Here is a 20024-nt window from a genome sequence, read left to right as displayed (position 1 = left end):
CTCCGTCGCCTTCGGCGCCACCTCCCCCTGGCGGGGGAGGATCGAAGGCTAACCCGACACACTTTGCGACAGTTTCCTGTCCCGCTGACAAATGGCTGCGACAGCCGGGGTTCAGAAGGAGCACCACAGCGGCTGCCCCTTGCCGCGTGACAGGAGCCACCGATGAAGACCTTTCTGACCACCGCCGCGATCGGCGCGATGCTGATCACCGGCACCGCGATCGCGATGCAGACCACGCCCGCAGCGGCGCCCAAACCGCCCGTGTCCAAGGCGGATGCGCTGGCCCGCGCCGATGCGCGGTTCGACCGGCTCGACACCAACAAGGACGGCCAGCTGAGCGCGGACGAGCGCAAGGCCGGCGCCGAGGCCGCCCGCAAGGCAATGGCCGAGAAGAAGGGCGGCGAGCTGCAGGATTTCATGCCCGGTGCACAGCGTGGCGGCGGCATGGGCGAGCGGATGCTGGCGCGCGTCGACACCAATGGCGACGGGCTGATCAGCAAGGCCGAGCACCGCGCGATGGTGGAGGCCCGCTTTGCCCGCATGGACGCCGACAGGGACGGCAGCGTCGAGGCCGGCGAAGGCCGCACGGGCTGGGGCAAGCGCGGCGAAGGCCGTGGCGGCAAGGCCAAGGGCATGCGCGGCGGCGGCATGATGCTGGCCGACACCAACAAGGACGGCGCGATCAGCAAGGCCGAATTCGACGCGATGTCGGCGCAGCGCTTCGCGCGGCTCGATACCAACAAGGACGGCAAGATCGACGCGACCGAGATGCAGGCGCAGCGCAAGAAGGCGCGCGACGCGATGCAGACGATGCGCGAGCGCCGCGGAAACACCCCGCCACCGCCCAACCCCCAGGGCGCGTGACGGCGATGCCGGGCGGGATCAGCGACCTCCTCCGCGCCCGCCCGGCACTTCCCGAGCGGACCAAATCTGCTAACCCCAGCGAGATGACCAACGAGACCCCGCATTTGCTGCTCGTCGATGACGAGCGCTCGATCCGTGAGCCGCTGGCGCAATATCTGACCAAACAGGGGTTTCGCGTCACGCAGGTCGCCGATGCCGAAGCCGCGCGGGTGCGGCTGTCGGCCTATGCGATCGATCTGGTGGTGCTCGACATCATGATGCCGGGCGAAGATGGCCTGAGCCTGTGCCGCCATATCCGCGCGACCAGCGAAGTGCCGGTGATCCTGCTGACCGCCAAGAGCGAGGAAACCGACCGGATCGTGGGCCTCGAAATGGGCGCGGACGATTATGTCGTGAAGCCCTTTTCCCCCCGCGAACTGGCGGCGCGGATCAAGGTCGTGCTGCGCCGGATGCAGGCCGGCGGCACCCGCCTCGTCGCGCCGGAGACGGGCAGCTATGCCTTTTCCGGATGGGTGCTGAAGACCGGCGAGCGCGCACTGGTCGACCGCGAGGGCGTGTCGGTGCCGCTGTCGACCGGCGAGTATAATCTGCTGCTGGCGCTGGTGATGCGTCCGCGCGCGGTGCTGACGCGCGACCAGTTGCTCGACCTGACGCAGGGGCGCGAGGCGGCGGCGTTCGACCGCGCGATCGACAATCAGGTCAGCCGGCTGCGCAAGAAGATCGAGCCGGATGCCAAGAATCCGACGCTGATCAAGACGGTGTGGGGCGGCGGCTACACGCTGGCAAGCGATGTCACCAAGCTGTGACCGCACCGCGCTTCCTCAAGCGGCTCGTCCCGAGCAGCCTGACCGGGCAGATCGCGCTGCTGGTGGCGCTCGCGCTGTTCGTGGCGCAGGCGATCAACTTTGCGCTGATCCTGCGCGAACGCCGCTCGCTGCGCTTCGAACAGGTGACCGCGCCCGCAATCACCCGCGTGGTTGATGCCGCCGAGCGCATTCGCGACGGCCGCTTCCGCGATCCGCCGGAGGGGCGCAAGGCGCGGCTGCGGCTGGAGCCGACCAACCCGATCCCGCCCGGCCTGCGCAGCAAGCCCGATGTCGAGGACGGCATCCGCGCGTCGCTCGCCGAAGCGGGCATCCCGGTCGGACGCATCGTCACCGGGGTCCGCCGGCTGTCGCCGACCGATCCGCGCTTTGCCCGCATGAACGCGCTGCGCGCCGAGCGGATGAAGCGGCTGGGCGGCGAGCTGATGGTCGCGGTGGAGCTACCCGGCAGGGGCTGGCTCGTACTCACCTCGGCCTGGCCGCGCAGCGATGTCGACATCATCTGGCGGCTGATCCTGCAGACGCTAATCATCTATGGCATCGTGCTCGTGCCGGTGCTGTGGGTCGGCGCGCGGGTGAACCGGCCGTTGCGCTCGCTCGCCGATGCGGCGCGCGGGTTCAGTCCCGGCGCGACCGAGCCGATCGCCGAACGCGGGCCGGGCGACGTGCGCGCGGTGATCGCCGCCTATAATCTGATGAGCCGCCGCGTGACCGCGATGCTCGACGAGAAGGACCAGATGCTCGGCGCGATCGGGCATGACCTGCGCACCCCGCTGGCAGCGCTGCGCGTCCGGATCGAATCGGTCGAGGATGACGAGGATCGTGCGCGCATGGCCGACACGATCGACGAGATGAACCGCACGCTCGACGATATCCTGTCGCTCGCGCGGCTGGGACGACCGAGCGAACCGCCGACCGAGACCGATTTGTCGGCGCTGATCGATGCCGTCGTGGAGGATTTCCGCGATCTGGGCGCGGCGGTGGAGTATGAAAATGGCCACCGCCTGATCCGCCGCATCCGCCCGTCGCTGATGCGCCGCGCGCTGCGCAACCTGATCGAGAATGCGGTCAAATATGCCGGCGGGGCCGAGGTGAAGCTGATCCAGGATGCGGGCGGCGTGCGGATCGAAGTCGGCGATCGCGGACCGGGCATTCCGGCGGAGCAGATCGCGGCGGTGTTCGATCCCTTCACCCGGCTCGACCCGTCGCGCAACCGCACCACCGGCGGCGTCGGCCTTGGCCTGACGCTCGCGCGTGCGATCGTGCGTGAGGCGGGCGGCGACATCACGCTGGCCAACCGCGAGGGTGGCGGACTGTGCGCGACGATCACGCTGCCGGGCCGCTAAGCGGTTGACAGTCCAGCCGCTTCCCCCGACCAATGGGGGTCGGGGGACGTGGCATGAGCGGCTTTGAATTCATCTTTTCGCTGTTCGGCCTGATCCTGGGTCTCGCCTTGGCCGAAGGGCTGGGCGGCCTCACACGGGCGATCAAGGCGCGGGGGATCCGCACGATCGGCTGGTCGACCGGGCTGCTCGGGCTGTTCGTGTCGTGCGACGTGGTGACCTTCTGGATGTATGGCTGGGCGATGCGCGACCAGTTGCCGCTGAGCTGGCCAGTGATGTTCGGCGGGTTTCTGGTGACGGCGGTCTATTATGTCGCGGCGTCGCTGGTCTTCCCCGACGCGGTCGACCGCGACAGCGACCTCGACGCGCATTTCGAGCGCAATTACCGGACCGTGATCGGGGCGGTGCTGTTGTGCAACCTGGCACTGATCGGGGTTGCCTTTGCCCTGCTCAACTTCGCGTTCGACGTGCGTACCTTCGTGCTGACCTTCTCATTCTTTCCGGTCAGCCTGATCGCGATTTTCGTGCGCAAGCGACCCGTGGTGATCGCCTGTCTGGTCTGGCTGATCGCGCTCTATCCGCTATCGGCGATCTGGCATTGAGTGCCCTAATCCTCCCCCGCCAGGGGGAGGTGTCAGCGCAGCTGACGGTGGGGGAGGACGCACGACCGGTGAGGTTATTCCCTTCCTCCCCCTCCGTCGCCTTCGGCGCCACCTCCCCCTGGCGGGGGAGGATAAATTGACCCCAAAACTAAAACGGGCCGGGGTTGCCCCCGGCCCGCTTGGTCGTAGTCCGATGATCGGATCGATCAGCCGACGATTTCTTCCGGCTTGAAGAAATACGCGATTTCGATCGCCGCATTTTCTTCGCTGTCCGAACCATGAACGGTGTTGGCTTCGATCGATTCGGCGAGTTCCGCGCGGATCGTGCCCGGCTCGGCATTCGCGGGGTTGGTCGCGCCCATGATGTCGCGGTTGCGCTGCATCGCGTTCTCGCCCTCGAGCACCTGCACGACGACCGGGGCGGAGATCATGAATTCGACCAGCTCGCCGAAGAAGGGGCGCTCCTTGTGGACCGCGTAGAAGCCTTCGGCCTGTTCGCGGGTCATGTGGATGCGCTTGCTGGCGACGACGCGCAGACCGGCGTCCTCAAGCATCTTGGTGACCGCGCCGGTCAGGTTGCGGCGGGTGGCATCGGGCTTGATGATCGAAAAGGTACGGGTCACGGCCATGGCCATGCGGCTCCTGTCATATGGGGGAAGGGATTGCGCGCGCCCTTAGAGGCAGGCGCGGGCGGTGGCAAGGCCGTTCAAGCCTCCCCGGAACGGGGAGGTGGCAGCGCGTAGCGCTGACGGAGGGGCCCCGAGGCACCAGACTCCGTTGCTTCGGGCCCCCTCCACCATGCTGCGCATGGTCCCCCTCCCCGTTCCGGGGAGGATTTGGGATTACGCCGCCTGTGCCCACCGGCCGGTTTCGTCCTGTTTCCAGTAGCGCCGCTCGACGCCGTCGCGGTCGGCAAGGGTCTTCCATGCGATCCGGGCGGCGCCGATGCTGTCTTCGCCGAAGAAGTGGAAGGCGCGGTCGAAGGTCAGGGCTTCGTCGCGCCACTCGCCGTCGATCAGCGCGACGTGGCGCGCGCCGTTGGCGGGGGCGACCGCTTCACCGATCAGGACCGGCTGGAGGCTGTCGTCCCCTGCCCCGGCCTGCGCATGCGGCAGGAAGCTGTCGGGGCGGAAGGTCCACAGCAGCTGATCGATCCGGCGGCGCTGCTGCGCGTCGGCGGAGACGATCAGCAGGCGCTGGCCGGTTTCCACCACCTTGGCCGCGATCTGCGGAAGCGCGCGCTCCAGCGGGGTCGCGGTCAGGTGGTAGAAATCGACCTGCATCACCCGATCACCGCTCGAAATTGTCGCGGATATAGCGGTCGAGCAGGCGCACGCCGTAGCCGGTTGCGCCCTTGTCGTAGTTCGGGCCGGGCTTGTCGGCCCAGACCATGCCGGCGATGTCGAGATGCGCCCAGCGCACGCCCGGATCGACAAAGCGCAGGATGAACTGCGCCGCAGTGATCGACCCGGCGCCGCGCGGACCGACATTCTTCATGTCGGCGATCGGGCTGTCGATCAGCTTGTTATATGCTTCACCCAGCGGGAAGCGCCACAAATGGTCGCCGGTCGCGCGGCCGGCCGACAGCAATTCCTCGGCCAGGCCATCGTCATTGGCGAACAGGCCGCCATGCTCGGACCCGAGGCTGATGATCATCGCGCCGGTGAGCGTGGCGAGGTCGACGATCGTCTTGGGCGAATGGGTCTTCTGCACCCAGGTGATCGCGTCGCACAGGACGAGCCGGCCTTCGGCGTCGGTGTTGATGACTTCGATCGTCTGGCCCGACATCGAGGTGACGACGTCGCCCGGACGCTGCGCGTTGCCATCGGGCATGTTTTCGACGAGGCCGCATACGCCGATGACGTTCGCCTTCGCCTTGCGCAGCGCGAGCGCCTTCATCGCGCCGGCCACGGCACCGGCGCCGCCCATGTCCCACTTCATGTCTTCCATGCCGGCGGCGGGCTTGATCGAGATGCCGCCGGTGTCGAAGGTCACGCCCTTGCCGACCAGCGCGACATCGACGTCACCCGACCCCTTGCCGTTCCAGCGCATCGCCAGCAGGCGCGCCTCACGGCGCGAGCCCTGCGCGACGCCGAGCAGCGCGCCCATGCCGAGCGCCTCCATGTCGGCGCGGTCGAGCACGGTGATCTCGACGCCGAGGTCGGCGAGGTGGCGGCAGCGTTCGACGAAGCTTTCGGGATAGATGATGTTCGGCGGCTCCGACACCAGCGTGCGGGTCAGTTCCATGCCCTGCGTCACCGCGTCGAGGCTCGCCCAGCTCGACTCGCTGTCGGCGGGGGCGTTGGCGAGGGTCAGGGTGGTCAGCGTCGGCTTCTGCTTGTCGCTGAGCTTGGTGCGATAGACGTCGTGCCGCCAGCTGCGCTGCACCGCGGCGGCGGCGAAGCGGGCGACGGCGCGCGCGGTGGGCTGACCGCCCAGCGCCGCGAAGTCGACCGTCACGCCGGTGACGCCCGAGGTCAGGAACCGCGCCGTGAGCGCGCCGCCGGCCCGCTCATAATCCGCCTCGCTGCCCGAACCGACGCCGAGCAGCAGCACGCGGTGCGCCGCGTCGTCGCCGGGGACGAAAATCTCGGCGATGCCGCCCGTCTCACCCTCGAACCGCCCGGCGCGCGCCGCGCCGCGTACCAGCGCGAGCGTCGCATCATCGAGCGTGCCGGCAGGCATCCGGTCGAGCCCGTCCTTTTCGACCGGGAGCGCGAGCACCGCCGCGTCGGCGGGGCGGGTGGCGGAAAAAATGACCTGCATGAAGCTTCCTGTTCCTGTGGACGTTTGCGGTTCGGTGCGACCGCGATTCCGGTCTATCTAGGGCGGCACCCCGGACGGGGCAACGCCGGGCGATTGCGAACCGGGCGCGGCGGTGCGATACGGCGGCGTTGGCCCTGCGCGGGGCGATGGTGAGTACGAAGGGGTTTCAAGGAACGTGACGCGCAAGGCTCTGCTGCTCGCCGGGGTCGTCCCGCTGGCCCTGTGTCTGGCCCCGGGGGCCGGCGCGACCGGGATTCAGGACCTGCAGAACCGCGCGGTCGAACCGCCGCCGCCGTCCGCAACCCCGCTGCCCGAGGATCCGAACCAGATCCAGTTTTCCGCCGACCTCGCCGAATATGATTCGACCGGCGATATCGTGACGGTCGCGGGCGACGTGCGCCTGTTCCGCGACGGCAGCCGGCTGCGCGCCGACAAGGTCGTGTGGAACCGCAAGACCGGCCAGGTCGTGGCCGAGGGCAATATCGCGGTCACCAATCCCGAGGGCGACACCGCCTTTGGCGACCGGATCGAGCTGACCGATTCGCTCAAGGACGGCGCGATCGACAACATGCTGGTCGTGCTGGAACAGGGCGGGCGGCTGGCGGCGGAGCGCGGCACCCGTGATGCCAATGGCGTGATCCGGGTCGACCGCGCCGCCTATACCCCGTGCGCGGTGGTGGATTCGGGCAATTGCCCGAAGGAGCCATCGTGGAAGATCACCGCGGTCAAAGTCGTGTACGATCCGGTCAAGCAGCGGATCCGCTATACCGGCGCGCGCGTGTCGCTGTTCGGTGTCGCCGCGCTGCCGCTGCCGGTCTTTTCCCATTCGGTCGGCGACGCCAATGCGAGCGGCCTGCTCGCCCCGGAAATCCGCTATGACGCGGTCAACGGGTTCGAGGCCGCGCTCCCCTATTATTTCAGCCTCGCGCCCAATCGCGACGTGACGGTCACGCCGCGGCTGTTCACCAATGCACTGCCGATGGTGCAGGGCGAGTATCGCCACCTGCTCGACCGCGGTGCCTATCGCGTCACCGGCTATGCGACCTACAGCCGGCGCAGCGACGATTTCATCTCGCCGACGCCGGGCGTGTCGAGCGAAAATGCACTGCGCGGCTATATCGACGCTGCCGGCCGCTACCAGTTTGACGAAAACTGGAGCACCAGCGGGTCGGTACGGCTGGCCAGCGACCGCACCTTCCTGCGCCGCTACGACATTTCGAGCGACGACCGGTTGCGCAACAATCTGCGCGTCGAGCGGATCGACCGCGATTCCTATTTCTCGATCAACGGCTGGTTCGTCCAGACGCTGCGCCCGACCGAAAACCAAGGACTGCAGCCGGTCGCGCTGCCCGAAATCGACTATCGCCTGCGCTTTGGCCAGGATCTGATCCCCGGCGGGCGGTTCGAGCTTCAGGCCAATACGCTGGCGATCGGGCGCAGCGCGGGACAGGATACCCAGCGCGCCTTCACCTCGCTGCGCTACGACCTGCGCAAGCTGACGGCGTGGGGCCAGGAAGTGACGCTGACCGGCTATGCGCGCGGCGACCTGTACAACAGCCAGGACACCGCCGCGACGAGCGTGGCGAGCTATCGCGGGCTCGAGGGGTTTCGCGGGCGGGCGATCGGGGCGGTCGCGCTCGACGTCAAATGGCCGCTGATCGGCGAAGCGTTCGGGGGCACGCAGCGCATCACCCCGCGCTTCCAGATCGTCGCCGCGCCGCGGGTCGAGAATTTCGACGTTCCGAACGAGGACGCCCGATCGGTCGACCTTGAGGATTCGAACCTCTTCGCGCTCAACCGCTTCCCCGGCTATGACCGGTTCGAGGATTCGACCCGCTTCACTTTCGGGGTCGATTACGCGCTGTACCTGCCCGGCCTGTCGATCGAGGCGAATGTCGGGCAGAGCTATCGCCTGACCGCGCGCCCCGCGATCCTGCCGGATGGCACCGGGCTCGACGGGCGGTTTTCGGACATCGTCGGGCGTACGGTGGTGCGGTATCGCGACTTCCTGTCGTTCACCCACCGCTACCGCGTCGACAAGGATAATTTCGCGGTGCGGCGCAACGAGATCGACACCACGGTCGGGTCACGCACGACCTTTGTCACGCTCGGCTATCTGCGCCTCAACCGCAATATCGGCTTTGCGCTGGAGGACCTGCAGGACCGCGAGGAAGCGCGCGTCGGCGCGCGGGTTCAGATCAACCGCTTCTGGTCCGCGTTCGGTTCGGCCGTGATCGACCTGACCGATGCCGAAGAGGATCCGACGTCGCTCGCGGACGGGTTCGATCCGATCCGTCACCGGCTGGGCGTCGAATATGAAGATGATTGCATTCGCGTCGGCATGACGTGGAAGCGCGATTACCAGACGACCGGCGATGCACGGCGCGGCAATTCCTTCCTGTTCACCCTGTCGCTCAAGAATCTGGGCCGCTGATTTGCCCGGCACGCGGCAATGATGACCGTTGCGGCAACCCGATCCACGCCGTAAGCCCCAGTTCAGGCACAATTGGCTATTAAAAGTCCTCGATCCGATTGTCGGACAGATTTCAGGTACAGGTGAAGATGACCTCGAACGTCGCGCGTTTTGGCCGGATTGCGGCCCTTGTTCTGGGAATTGCAGGCAGCACCGCGCTGGCGGCGCAGACGGTGGCCGATGGCGACGTCCCGTCGACCGCAAATCTCAATCTCCCCGAAAATCTTCAGCTGTTCGGCAAGGCGGACCCCAATGTCCGCAAGCCCACCGCAATCGTGAACGGGCATGTCCTGACCCGCACCGATGTCGACCAGCGGGTCAATCTGTTCATGGCGCTGAACCAGCTCAAGCTGAGCGCCGAGGAGCAGGACCAGCTGCGCATGCAGGTGCTGCGCCTGCTGATCGACGAAACGATCCAGATCCAGCAGGCCAAGTCGGAAAGCGTTTCGGTCAGCGCCGAGCAGATCGACCGCAGCTTTGCCGGGATCGCCCGCCGCTATGGCCGCTCGCCCGACCAGATGCGTGCGTGGCTGCGTGACATCGGCTCGTCCGACCGCTCGTTCCGTCGCCAGATCGAGGGCGAACTGGCGTGGCAGGCGGTGATCCGCCGCAGCGTCGGGCCGTTCATCAACATCGGCGATTACGAGGTCAACGAGATCATCAAGTCGATCGAGGCGGCAAAGGGCACCGACGAATATCACCTGCGCGAAATCTATATCTCCGCCACGCCGGAGCGCGCGGGCGAGGTGTTCCAGGCGATGCAGCAGATGATCCAGCAGATGCAGCAGGGTCGCCCGTTCGAATATTTCGCGCGCTTTTCCGAAGCGACCACCAGCGCGCAGGGCGGCGACCTTGGCTGGGTGCGCACCGAAATGCTGCCGGGACCGCTGGCCCAGGCGGCGCAGCAAATGCAGGTCGGCCAGGTTGCCGGGCCGGTCGAGGTTCCGGGTGGCTTTTCGATCCTCTATCTGGTCGACAAGCGCCAAGTCGGCATGCCCGACCCGCGCGATGCGCGGCTGAGCCTGCGCCAGCTGACGGTCAAGTTCGCCCCCGGAATCACCCAGGCCCAGGCCACTGCCCGCGTCGCCGAATTCGCCGCCGTGCTCAAGTCGACCGCCGGTTGCGGCGCGGTAGGCAGCGCGGCGGAAAAGCTGGGCGCCGAGGTGGTGGACAATGATTCGGTCGTCGTCCGCGATCTGCCGCCGCAGCTGCAGGACCTGATCCTCGGCCTTCAGGTCGGGCAGGCGACCCCGCCATTCGGGTCGCCGACCGAGGGGATCCGCGCGCTGGTCCTGTGCGGGCGCGACGATCCCAAGACGCCGGGCGCCCCCTCTGCCGACGCGATCCGCGACGGCCTGGAAGAGCGCCGGACCAACCTGCGTGCCCAGCGGCTGCTGCGCGATCTGCGCCGCGACGCGATCGTCGAGTATCGCTGAGTCGTGAGCGGCGCGCTGCGTCCGCTCGCGATCGCGATGGGAGATCCCGCCGGGATCGGGCCGGAGATCATCGGCAAGGCGTGGCGAAACCGCGCGCTCCATGCGCTTGCGCCGTTCTTTGCGGTGGGCGAACCGGGCGCGATCGCTGCCGTGTGGGACGGCCCGATCGCGCCGATCAGCAGCCCGGATGCGGCGCTGACGCTGTTCGACGACGCGCTGCCGGTATTGCCGGTCGACTGTTCCGACACGGTCACCCCCGGCGTGCCCGATGTCGCGGGGGCGCGCTGCGCGCTGAGCAGCCTTGAGCTGGCAACCGGGCTGGCGCGGTCGGGCGCGGCGAGTGGGGTCGTCACCGGTCCGGTGTCGAAGGCCCAATTGTACGCAATCGGCTTCACCCATCCCGGCCAGACCGAATTCGTCGCCGAACGCTGTGGCGTGGCGGCGGAGAATGCCGTGATGATGCTCGCCGGCCCGACGCTGCGCGTGGTGCCGGTGACGACGCATATCGCGTTGACCGAGGTCGCCCCGACCCTCACCATCCCCTTGATCCTGGCCAAGGCACGCGCGACCGCACGCGGCCTCGCCCGCAATTTCGGGATCAGCGCGCCGCGGCTCGCCTTTGCCGGCCTCAACCCGCATGCCGGCGAAGGCGGCGCGATCGGGCGCGAGGAGATCGACCTGTTGATCCCGGCGATCGAACAGCTCCGCGCCGAAGGGATCGACGCGACCGGCCCGTTTGCCGGCGACACGATGTTTCATGCGCGGGCGCGGGCGACCTATGACGCCGCGATCTGCCTGTATCACGATCAGGCACTGATCCCGCTCAAGACGCTGCATTTCGACGAGGGGGTCAATCTGACGTTGGGCCTGCCGATCGTGCGCACCTCCCCCGATCATGGCACCGCGTTCGGCATTGCCGGCAAGGACATGGCCGAGCCCGGCGCGATGATCGCGGCGATCCGCATGGCGGCGCAGGCGGCCGAGCATCGCGCCGCTTATGACGCAGAGCAGGCCGCGACCGCGTGACCAAGCTGCCCCCGCTGCGTGAAGTGATTGCGAAACACGGGCTCTCCGCCAGCAAGGCGTTGGGCCAGAATTTCCTGTTCGATTCGCAATTGCTCGACCGGATCGCGCGGGTGCCCGGCGATCTCAACGGCGCCGAGGTGTTCGAGGTCGGACCGGGGCCGGGCGGCCTCACCCGGGCGCTGCTGGGCGCTGGCGCCAAGGTGACGGCGGTGGAGCGCGACCGGCGTTGCATCCCCGCGCTGCAGGAACTGGGCGAGGCATTTCCGGGGCAGCTCACGGTGATCGAGGGCGATGCGCTGGAGGTCGATGCCCCCGCGCTCTTCACCGGCAAGCCGCATATCGCGTCCAACCTGCCCTATAATGTCGGCACCGCGCTGCTGGTCGGCTGGCTTTCGGCCGAGTGGGAACCGTGGTGGGCGAGCCTGACGCTGATGTTCCAGAAGGAAGTGGCCGAGCGCATCGTCGCCGCGCCGGACACCGATCAATATGGCCGCCTGGCGGTGCTGGCGCAGTGGCGCAGCAGCGCGCGGATCGCGATGCCGGTGCACCGCAGCGCCTTTACCCCGCCGCCCAAGGTGATGTCGGCGGTGGTGCATATCGTTCCGGGCGAGGAGCCGCCGGGGGTGAAGTTCAAGGTGCTGGAAAAGCTGACCGCCGCCGCGTTCGGCCAGCGGCGCAAGATGCTGCGGCAGAGCTTGAAGGCAGTGCCGGGCGCGGTCGAGGCGGCGGAAGCGCTGAGGATCGACCCGACCCGCCGGGCGGAGACGGTGAGCGTGGCGGAGTTCGTCGCGCTGGCGCGGGCGCTGTCTTAAATCCTCCCCGGAACGGGGAGGTGGCAGCGCTTAGCGCTGACGGAGGGGGCCCGAGGAACCGGATTCGCCTGCCTCGGGCCCCCTCCACCAGCTTCGCTGGTCCCCCTCCCCGTTCCGGGGAGGATTTTTCTAGTTCTTCTTCTCGTCGGCCTTTGCTGCGGGAGCGACCTGCGCGGTCGCCGTCGCCGGTGGGCCCTTGGCGATTGCCGCAGCCAGCTGGGTCGCGTCGGCGCAATTGCCGCACAGCGTCTTGAGGCGCGCGAGATTTTCCTTGGCGCGCTCAACCGCGCCCTTCTGGACCATCGCCTCACCCTGCCCGCGCAGCGCCGCCTGGTCATTGGGTTCCAGCGTCAGCGCCTCACGGTAGAAGCGGATCGCCTTGCCCGGCAGGCCCTGTGCGCGCGCGATGTCGGCCAGCGCGCGATAGGCGGCGCGGTTGCGCGGATCGACCGCCAGCGCGCTTTCGATCAGGCCATTGGCGGCGTCGAGATTGCCCGCGGCACGCGCGGCCTTCCCGCGTTCGAGCAGCGCCACCGATCGCGGATCGATCTGATCGTCGGCGCGCTGGGCATTGATCGAGGTGGACACGCTGAGCAGCGCCAGGGCAGCGGCAGCGGACACAAGCGAGATACGCATGACAGTCTCCGGACGTGGAGTGGACAGGGCTATCATGCGCGCACCAGCCGCGCGACAAAAAAGCCGTCGGTCGCATCGCGGAGCGGGGTGAGACGCATGCCCGGCCCATGCGGCGTGCCGAGCGGGAGCGCAAGCGGCTCGACAGCGAAGCCAGGGTTGCGGGCGAGGAAGGCGGTGACCTGATCCGCCCCTTCCGCATCGAGCAGCGAGCAGACGATGTGGATCAGCGCGCCGCCGGGGCGGACCAGCGCCGCGCCGACATCGAGCAGGCGGCCTTGCGTTTCGACCAGCCGCGCAAGCCGGGCGGGGGTGAGCCGCCAGCGTGCCTCGGGATTGCGGCGCCAGGTGCCGGTGCCCGAACAGGGGGCATCGATCAGGACGACGTCGGCGCCGTCGACCCAGTCGGTCAGCGCCTCAGCCTCGCGGTTCGGGTTGAGTATGCGGGTTTCGACGATCTCCACTCCGGCCCGCTGCGCACGCGGGGCGAGGCGCGAGAGGCGCGCGCGGTCGCTGTCGCTGGCGAGGATCGTCCCCTCCCCCGCCATCGCGGCAGCCAGCGCGAGCGTCTTGCCGCCCCCGCCAGCGCACAGATCGACCACGCGCATGCCCGGTGCTGCACCAGCGGCGAGGGTGACGGCCTGGCTGCCCGCGTCCTGCACCTCGAACCAGCCCTGCGCGTAGGCGTCGCTCTTTTCCACCGGCGTGTCGGCGGGCAGGCGCACCGCCAGATCGAGGCCGGGGATCGGCGCCGCATCGGGGAAGAGATTGGCGAGCTGGTCGCGGGTCGTCTTGCGCGGATTGGCGCGCAGGTCGAGCGGGGCGCGGTCGAGCAACGCCGCGGCCTGCTCTGCGGCCACACCCGATGCGGCGAGCGCGTCGATCAGCCACGCCGGCGCGACGCCCGGTGCCGCGACGGCCTCTTCGGGCGCGATCGGCGCCGGGCCGTAGGGCGAGCCGTCAAAGGTCGCGGCGAGATCCGGATCGCGCGCGGCCAGCGCGAGCAATGCCGCACGCCCACTCGCCGGAACCGCACCGCACAGGCGGATTGCGTCATAGACCAGGCCGCGGATCGCACGCCGGTCCTTCGACCCGGCATAGCGCCGCGCGGCGAGTTCACGCGCGATCAGCACGTCCGCCGACGCGCCACCGTCGCGCGCGGCGGCGATGATCGTGTCGAGCAGTTCGATGGCGGTCCGGGTGCGCGCGGCGGGGGTCATGCCGGCGCTCTAGGGGATCGACAGCGGTTCGGCGAGCGGCTGCGGAAAGCTGCGGATGATGGCGGGCGCCAGCTTCGCCGCCAATGCCGCCGGGGTGTCGGCGCGCGTGCCTTCGGCCTGGGCGGTCAGCGCGCTGCCGCGCCACACCACCGTGTCGTCCGCGCGGGCGACCAGCTCGACGGTCAGCGTGGTCACGATCAGCCCGCGCAGCTGGCGCTTGTCCGATGGCAGCGCGACACTGATGCCGCCGCCCCAATTGCCGACGCCGCCCGATGCCCCCGGCTCACGCCCGTTCGACGCGACCGCGCCGCGCGGCGCGCGCGTGACCCCGATGCGCGCGATGTAGCGGCCACGCGCCTGGGACGGCAGCGCGGTGAAGCGGGCGTCGAGCAGCGCCTGTTCGACGGCATCGGCGAACACCTGCCGCACCGCAGCGGGCGCATCGGCGCCTGCCGCGGTTTCGACCGTGACGGTGCCGGGGGTCAGCGCCGGCGCATCCTGTCCGCCCGCCTGCGCCGCCGCGAGAAATGCCAATGCCGCAATCCACATGCCCAAATTCCTTCCAACGCCTACTCGGCCGCAACCGAATCCAGTCCACAGTCGATGCGGATGCGCACCCATTCGCCGACCTGATATTGCCCGCGCAAGCGGGGCGGCCGGACGCGGAATTGCCATGCGGCGGCCAGCACCGCACGGCCGATGTTCGCGCCTTCTGGATATTCGTCGAGCAGCGCGCAGCTGTCGATGCGAAAATCGGCAACGGTGCGACATGCGATCAGCGCCCAGCTGGGCGCGCGCGCGGTCGACAGATAGCCGCGCAATTCGCTGTCATAGGGCTTGCGGTACCAGGCAGCGGCGTAGAGCGGCTCTCCGTTCGGCCCGCGTCCCTCGACCCGCCGCGAATCTCCGGGATCGGGGCCGGGCGCGGGCGGACCGGCAACCCGGCGCGCGGGCGCCGCCGGCCCGGCAGCAGGGCGACGCGGCACCGCGCCAATGTCGGGCATGCGCCCCAATGGAATATCGAGCAGCACCGGTGGCGCGGGAGCGGGATCGTTGACCGCCGGCTCCGCCGGCTGCGGCTCGGCTTCGACCGGCCGGGGCTGCGCAGCGGTGCGCGGCGCTGTCTCCGCCGGGCGCGCGGCCGAGGGCGGCTCCGGCGCTGGTTCCGGTTCCGGACTGACCCCGAATGTCGCCATCGGCACCGTTTCCTCGGGCGGGGTCAGGATCCGCGGCGCGATCGTGAGCAGCAGCAACGCCAGCAGCAGTTCGACCAGCAGCGCAAGCGCGATCGCAACCGCGCGCGTGCCGAAGCGCTCACGCAACCGCGACAGCGGAGGGGGCGCATGGTCAGGCGGGGGCAGGACGGCTGAGTTCGACAAGACGTCGACGCACCTGCCCGGGCATTGCGTCGAAATCATGTCGCACCATCACGCCGGTTGCTGCATCACCTCCGCGACCGCGCGCTCGAGGTCGCCTTGCGTGAATGGCTTGTTGAGCCGCACCAGACCGCTCGCCGCGTCGCTCGGCGTCTCGCCATAGCCGGTGGCGAGCACGATCGGCAGTCCCGGCCGCATCGCGCGCGCGCTGGCGATCAATTCGGTCCCGGTCATCCCCGGCATCGCCTGATCGGTGATCAGCAGCGCGATATCGTCGCGCGTCGCCAGGCGATCGAGCGCGACCGCACCGGATTCAGCCTCGATCGCGCGATGCCCCAGATCGGCGAGCAGATCGGCGGTGTTCATCAGGACGAGCGGATCGTCGTCGACGACCAGTACGACCAGCGACCGGGCAGGCGGATGCGCAAGGCTGCGCACCGGCGGGCTGGCCGCAATGCGGTCGCACGCCCCCGCAACCGGCAGCCAGACATGCGCACGGGTGCCCAGGCCGGGCGCGCTTTCCATCTCCAGCGCGCCGCCATTCTGACGGGCAAAGCCATGGATCATCGACAGGCCGAGCCCGGTCCCCTTGCCCACGCCCTTGGTCGTGAAAAAGGGTTCGGTCGCCCGTGCCAGCGTGGCCGGGTCCATGCCGGTCCCGGAATCGATGACGGTCATGCGGACATAATGGCCCGGCGCCAGTCCCCGCACGCTGCCGATCGCCTCCTGCTCCATCCCCTCGATCCGGATCACGCCGCCATCAGGCATGGCGTCGCGCGCGTTCACCACCAGGTTCATCAGCGCCATTTCGAGCTGGTTCGAATCCGCCACCACGCGCGGCAGGCGATCGGGGAACGACGTCTCGATCCGCCAGGCCGGACCGATCGTCCGTTCGAGCAGGCCGCGCATGTCGGCGACAAGCGCGCCGACATCGACGCGTTCGGTCTTGAGCTCCTGGCGGCGGGCAAAGGCCAGCATCCGCTGGGTCAGCGCGGCGCCGCGCTCGGCCGCCTGCATCGAATTGTCGATCAGCCGGACGGCCTGCGCATCGCCATCGGGCAGGCGTTTGCGCAGCAGCGTGAGGCCACTCATGATCGCCATCAGCAGATTGTTGAAATCATGCGCGACCCCGCCGGTCAGCTGACCGATCGCCTCGATCTTCTGCGCCTGGAACAGCGCTTCGCGCGCCACCTCCAGCTCGCGCTGTGCTTCTTCGCGCTCGGTAATGTCGCGCGTGATCTTGGCGAAGCCGATCAGCTTGCCGTCATCGTCATGGATCGCGTCGATCACCACGCTGGCGCGAAAGCGGATGCCCCCCTTGCGCAACCGCCAACCCTCGGCGGCGAAGCGCCCTTGGCGCCGCGCCGCTTCGAGCGCGCGTTGCGGCTCGCCCCTGGCGCGATCGTCTTCAAGATAGAAGGTCGAGAAATGCGCACCCATGATCTCGTCGGGGGCATAGCCCTTGATCCGCTGGGCACCGGCATTCCAGCTGGCAACGATCCCGTCCGGATCGAGCATGTAGATCGCATAGTCCGTAACCCCCTGAACCAGAAGGCGGAACTGGATCTGGCTCTGCTCCAGCGCGGTCGCGCGTTCGGTCGCGCGCCGTTCGAGCGTCGCGTTGAGGTCGCGCAGCGCGCGGTCGGCCAGCACCGCCTCGGTCGTCTCGACCACCACCGCCAGCACGCCGGCAGGCCGACCGTCATCGTCGAACACCGGCGAGTAATCGAGGTCGAGCCAGCATTCCGCCAGGGTGCCGGTCCGGTTGAGCAGCAGCTTGTGATTGCGATAGGCCAGCGTGCCGCCCGCCAGCCCGACGCGCATGACATTGGCATTGAAATCGGCGACTTCGGGCCACGCCTCCAGCACCTTCATGCCGAGCAGGCCGGGATGGCGCTCACCGGCAAACACGGAATATGCGTCATTGTAGACGAGGTGGCCGTCCTCCCCCCACAGCATCACCAGCGGGACGGGGGAATTGACGAGAAAGGCGACGATGCTGCGCAGGCTCTGCGACCAGTCGGCGATGGCGCCGACCGATGTGGAAGACCAGTCATAGGCGGCGATGCGCGCGCCCATCTCGCCGCCATTTGCCAGAAATGCCGGGACGTTCGCCGCCCTCTGTGCGCTGGATACCACGCCTGCTCCGTCGCTGCCCCGTCGACGCACATGCATCGCCCCGGAGCACACAACGCACCCGCGCGCCGCACGGTTCCTGCGGCACCTAAATTTTTGAGATCACGCGGTTTCGGCGGGGGTTACCGCGTCGGGTAATTCGGCGCCTCACGCGTAATCGTCACGTCATGGACATGGCTTTCGCGCAGGCCCGCATTGGTGATGCGGACGAACTTGCCCTTCTGCTGCAGCTCGGGGATGGTCGCGGCGCCAGTATAGCCCATCGCCGCCTTGATGCCGCCGATCAGCTGGTGGATCACGTCCTTGGCCGGGCCCTTGAACGCAACCTGCCCCTCGATCCCCTCGGGAACGAGCTTGAGCTGGTCCTTGATATCGCCCTGGAAATAGCGGTCGGCCGAGCCGCGGCCCATTGCGCCGACGCTGCCCATGCCGCGATAGGATTTGTACGCGCGGCCCTGATACAGGAAGGTTTCGCCCGGTGCTTCCTCGGTGCCCGCGAGCAGCGATCCGACCATGCAGGTCGAGGCCCCGGCGGCAAGCGCCTTGGCAAGGTCGCCCGAGGTGCGCAGGCCGCCATCGGCGATCACCGGCACGTCCGACTTGGCGGCTTCGTTCGCGGCGTCCATCACCGCGGTCAGCTGCGGCACGCCGACGCCGGCGACGACGCGGGTGGTGCAGATCGAACCCGGGCCGATGCCGACCTTGATCCCGTCCGCGCCCGCGTCGATCAGCGCGCGGGTGGCCGCCGCGGTGGCGACGTTTCCGGCGACGACCTGGACGCGGTTCGACAGCTTCTTCACCCGCTCGACCGCGCGGGCGACGTCCTTGTTATGGCCGTGCGCGGTGTCGATTACGATCAGGTCGACCTCGGCATCGACCAGCGCTTCGGTGCGCGCGAAGCCCTTGTCGCCCACGGTGGTGGCAGCGGCGACGCACAGCCGGCCCGCACCGTCCTTGGTCGCGTTGGGATAGTTCACCGCCTTTTCGATGTCCTTGACCGTGATCAGGCCGACGCAGCGGTAGTTTTCGTCCACGACCAGCAGCTTTTCGATGCGGCGCTGGTGCAGCAGGCGGCGCGCCTCTTCCTGCCCGACGCCGATCGACACGGTGGCGAGATTGTCGTGGGTCATCAGCTCGCTGACCGGCTGGCCCGGATTTTCGGCGAAGCGCACGTCGCGGTTGGTGAGGATGCCGACCAGCTTGCCGCCGGCTTCGGTGATCGGAATGCCGCTGATCTTGCGCCGCGCCATCAGCGCCTGCGCCTCGGCCAGCGTGCCGGTGGGCGACATGGTAATCGGATTAACAACCATGCCGCTCTCAAAGCGCTTGACGGCACGCACCGCTTCAACCTGTTCGTCGATCTCGAGATTGCGGTGGAGCACGCCGAGCCCGCCGAGCTGCGCCATGACGATCGCCATGTCCGCTTCGGTCACCGTGTCCATCGCCGAGGACAGGATCGGGATGTTGAGCGCGAGCGCCTTGGTCACCCGCGTGCGCGTGTCCGCCATGCTCGGCAGCACCTCGCTCTCGCCCGGATAGAGCAGGACGTCGTCGAAGGTGAGGCCGAGGGGGATATCCATGGGGTGCGCCAAGTTCCTGAGTCGAGAATTGGCGGCCCATGTAACCGCGCATGGGGACAGGCGCTAGGGGGGAGGATTGATCAAGTTCAGCTAGCCGCCCGCGCCAACAGCGCCTTGGCGCGGTCGACATGCATCTCTTCGATCATCGCGTCCTTATAACGTTCGGCGCCGCCGGTGAACGCCGCGACCAGCGCGCGCGCTTCGTCGAGCTCCGCTTCGGTCGGGTCGAACGCGGCGCGGGCGATGTCGATCTGGTTGGGGTGGATCAGGCTCTTGCCGTCGAAGCCGAGCAGGCGACCCTCGGTGCATTCCGCCGCCAGCCCCTCGGGATCGTCGAGGCGGTTGAACACGCCGTCGAGTACCCAGAGTTCGCGCGCGCGCGCCGCCAGCACCACGAGCTGGAGCGACAGCGCCATCTGTGCGCGGCCCGCCGCCGGGGGCAGCTTGAGCGATGCGGCGAGATCGTTGGTGCCGACGATCAGCCCGGCCAGCTCGACGCCCCAGCCGGTGGTGCTGGCGATCGGGCCGACATTCATCACCCCCGCCGCGGTCTCGATCATCGCCAGCACCGGGCGGTCGGCATAGAGCGCGGCATAGGTGATCGCCTCGGCCGTCTCGACCTTGGGCACGATGACATGGGTGGCGGCGGATTTCTTGACCGCCTTCAGGTCCGCCTTCCAGTGATCGCTGTCCTTGGCATTGACGCGGACACCGAACGGGCGGTCGCCAAAGCCGTCGACCGCCTTCATCGCCGCGCGCGCGGCTTCCTTGTCCTCCGCCTTCACCGCGTCCTCGAGGTCGAGGATCACCATGTCAGCATTCAACCCTTTCGCCTTTTCGATGGCGCGGGCATTCGATGCAGGCAGGAACAGCGCGGTGCGCGGCGGGGCGTAAATCGCTTTGCTCATGGCAGCGCTATGCTAGAGTCACGGC

The 20024-nt window shown here is 68.5% G+C and carries 18 protein-coding genes; 8 read left to right on the top strand and 10 right to left on the bottom strand.

What is annotated here, in order from left to right; translation table 11 throughout:
* The first annotated feature begins 162 nt into the window (after positions 1-162).
* From J2Y54_RS12965 to J2Y54_RS12950, 4 genes are all read left to right on the top strand, one after another.
* Positions 163-864, top strand: a complete 702-nt coding sequence (locus J2Y54_RS12965) for a hypothetical protein (protein WP_310040242.1) — start codon at positions 163-165, stop codon at positions 862-864.
* An 83-nt stretch (positions 865-947) separates the two neighbouring features.
* Entirely contained in the window at positions 948-1670 is a 723-nt protein-coding gene (locus J2Y54_RS12960) for a response regulator (protein ID WP_310040241.1), read from the top strand.
* Entirely contained in the window at positions 1667-3034 is a 1368-nt protein-coding gene (locus J2Y54_RS12955) for a HAMP domain-containing sensor histidine kinase (protein WP_310040239.1), read from the top strand. The genes J2Y54_RS12960 and J2Y54_RS12955 overlap by 4 nt, the downstream gene beginning before the upstream one ends.
* A gap of 53 nt (positions 3035-3087) precedes the next feature.
* Positions 3088-3633, top strand: a complete 546-nt coding sequence (locus J2Y54_RS12950) for a hypothetical protein (RefSeq protein ID WP_310040238.1) — start codon at positions 3088-3090, stop codon at positions 3631-3633.
* A gap of 206 nt (positions 3634-3839) precedes the next feature.
* Here the strand turns inward: J2Y54_RS12950 and ndk are convergent, their stop codons facing one another.
* From ndk to J2Y54_RS12935, 3 genes are all read right to left on the bottom strand, one after another.
* Entirely contained in the window at positions 3840-4262 is a 423-nt protein-coding gene (gene ndk / locus J2Y54_RS12945; protein WP_310040237.1) for a nucleoside-diphosphate kinase, read from the bottom strand.
* A 213-nt stretch (positions 4263-4475) separates the two neighbouring features.
* Positions 4476-4916, bottom strand: a complete 441-nt coding sequence (locus tag J2Y54_RS12940) for a DNA polymerase III subunit chi (RefSeq protein WP_310041309.1) — start codon at positions 4914-4916, stop codon at positions 4476-4478.
* 7 nt (positions 4917-4923) lie between these two features.
* Positions 4924-6399 carry a leucyl aminopeptidase gene (locus tag J2Y54_RS12935; protein ID WP_310040235.1) on the bottom strand — a complete coding sequence of 492 codons (1476 nt, stop codon included), beginning with the start codon at positions 6397-6399 and terminating at the stop codon, positions 4924-4926.
* Positions 6400-6574: 175 nt separating this feature from the next.
* Between J2Y54_RS12935 and J2Y54_RS12930 the strand changes: the two genes are divergently transcribed.
* The 4 genes from J2Y54_RS12930 to rsmA all read left to right on the top strand — a co-directional run bounded on the left by J2Y54_RS12930 (position 6575) and on the right by rsmA (position 12146).
* Positions 6575-8833: an LPS-assembly protein LptD gene (locus tag J2Y54_RS12930; RefSeq protein WP_405052919.1), complete on the top strand. Its 2259-nt coding sequence runs from the start codon at positions 6575-6577 to the stop codon at positions 8831-8833.
* A gap of 128 nt (positions 8834-8961) precedes the next feature.
* The gene (locus tag J2Y54_RS12925; RefSeq protein ID WP_310041307.1) at positions 8962-10308 is read left to right on the top strand and encodes a peptidylprolyl isomerase; all 1347 of its coding nucleotides are present in this window, start codon (positions 8962-8964) and stop codon (positions 10306-10308) included.
* A gap of 3 nt (positions 10309-10311) precedes the next feature.
* Positions 10312-11334 (top strand): 4-hydroxythreonine-4-phosphate dehydrogenase PdxA, encoded by a 1023-nt coding sequence (gene pdxA, locus J2Y54_RS12920; RefSeq protein WP_310040234.1) that lies wholly within the window; start codon positions 10312-10314, stop codon positions 11332-11334.
* A complete protein-coding gene (rsmA, locus tag J2Y54_RS12915; protein ID WP_310040232.1) occupies positions 11331-12146 on the top strand; it encodes a 16S rRNA (adenine(1518)-N(6)/adenine(1519)-N(6))-dimethyltransferase RsmA in 816 nt (271 codons plus the stop codon). Before pdxA ends, rsmA begins: the two co-directional genes overlap by 4 nt.
* 129 nt (positions 12147-12275) lie before the next feature.
* On the opposite strand, the gene J2Y54_RS12910 is transcribed toward rsmA, so the two are convergent.
* The 7 genes from J2Y54_RS12910 to J2Y54_RS12880 all read right to left on the bottom strand — a co-directional run bounded on the left by J2Y54_RS12910 (position 12276) and on the right by J2Y54_RS12880 (position 19999).
* The gene (locus J2Y54_RS12910; RefSeq protein WP_310040230.1) at positions 12276-12782 is read right to left on the bottom strand and encodes a tetratricopeptide repeat protein; all 507 of its coding nucleotides are present in this window, start codon (positions 12780-12782) and stop codon (positions 12276-12278) included.
* 32 nt (positions 12783-12814) lie between these two features.
* Positions 12815-13999 (bottom strand): RsmB/NOP family class I SAM-dependent RNA methyltransferase, encoded by a 1185-nt coding sequence (locus J2Y54_RS12905; protein WP_310040229.1) that lies wholly within the window; start codon positions 13997-13999, stop codon positions 12815-12817.
* Positions 14000-14008: 9 nt separating this feature from the next.
* Complete coding sequence (locus tag J2Y54_RS12900; RefSeq protein WP_310040228.1) at positions 14009-14548, bottom strand: hypothetical protein; 540 nt, start codon at positions 14546-14548, stop codon at positions 14009-14011.
* A gap of 20 nt (positions 14549-14568) precedes the next feature.
* On the bottom strand, positions 14569-15378 hold the full coding sequence (locus J2Y54_RS12895) for a hypothetical protein (RefSeq protein WP_310040226.1): 810 nt from the start codon (positions 15376-15378) through the stop codon (positions 14569-14571).
* 48 nt (positions 15379-15426) lie between these two features.
* On the bottom strand, positions 15427-17514 hold the full coding sequence (locus tag J2Y54_RS12890; protein WP_310040225.1) for a PAS domain S-box protein: 2088 nt from the start codon (positions 17512-17514) through the stop codon (positions 15427-15429).
* A 119-nt stretch (positions 17515-17633) separates the two neighbouring features.
* A complete protein-coding gene (gene guaB, locus J2Y54_RS12885; RefSeq protein WP_310040223.1) occupies positions 17634-19091 on the bottom strand; it encodes an IMP dehydrogenase in 1458 nt (485 codons plus the stop codon).
* An 86-nt stretch (positions 19092-19177) separates the two neighbouring features.
* Entirely contained in the window at positions 19178-19999 is an 822-nt protein-coding gene (locus J2Y54_RS12880) for a CoA ester lyase (protein WP_310040222.1), read from the bottom strand.
* Between the last annotated feature and the right edge of the window lie 25 nt (positions 20000-20024).

Source organism: Sphingomonas sp. BE123, from assembly GCF_031456015.1.
GTDB lineage: Bacteria > Pseudomonadota > Alphaproteobacteria > Sphingomonadales > Sphingomonadaceae > Sphingomonas.
The sequence above is the reverse complement of the archived record's forward strand: the minus strand, read 5'-3'. Positions and strand labels throughout refer to the sequence as shown.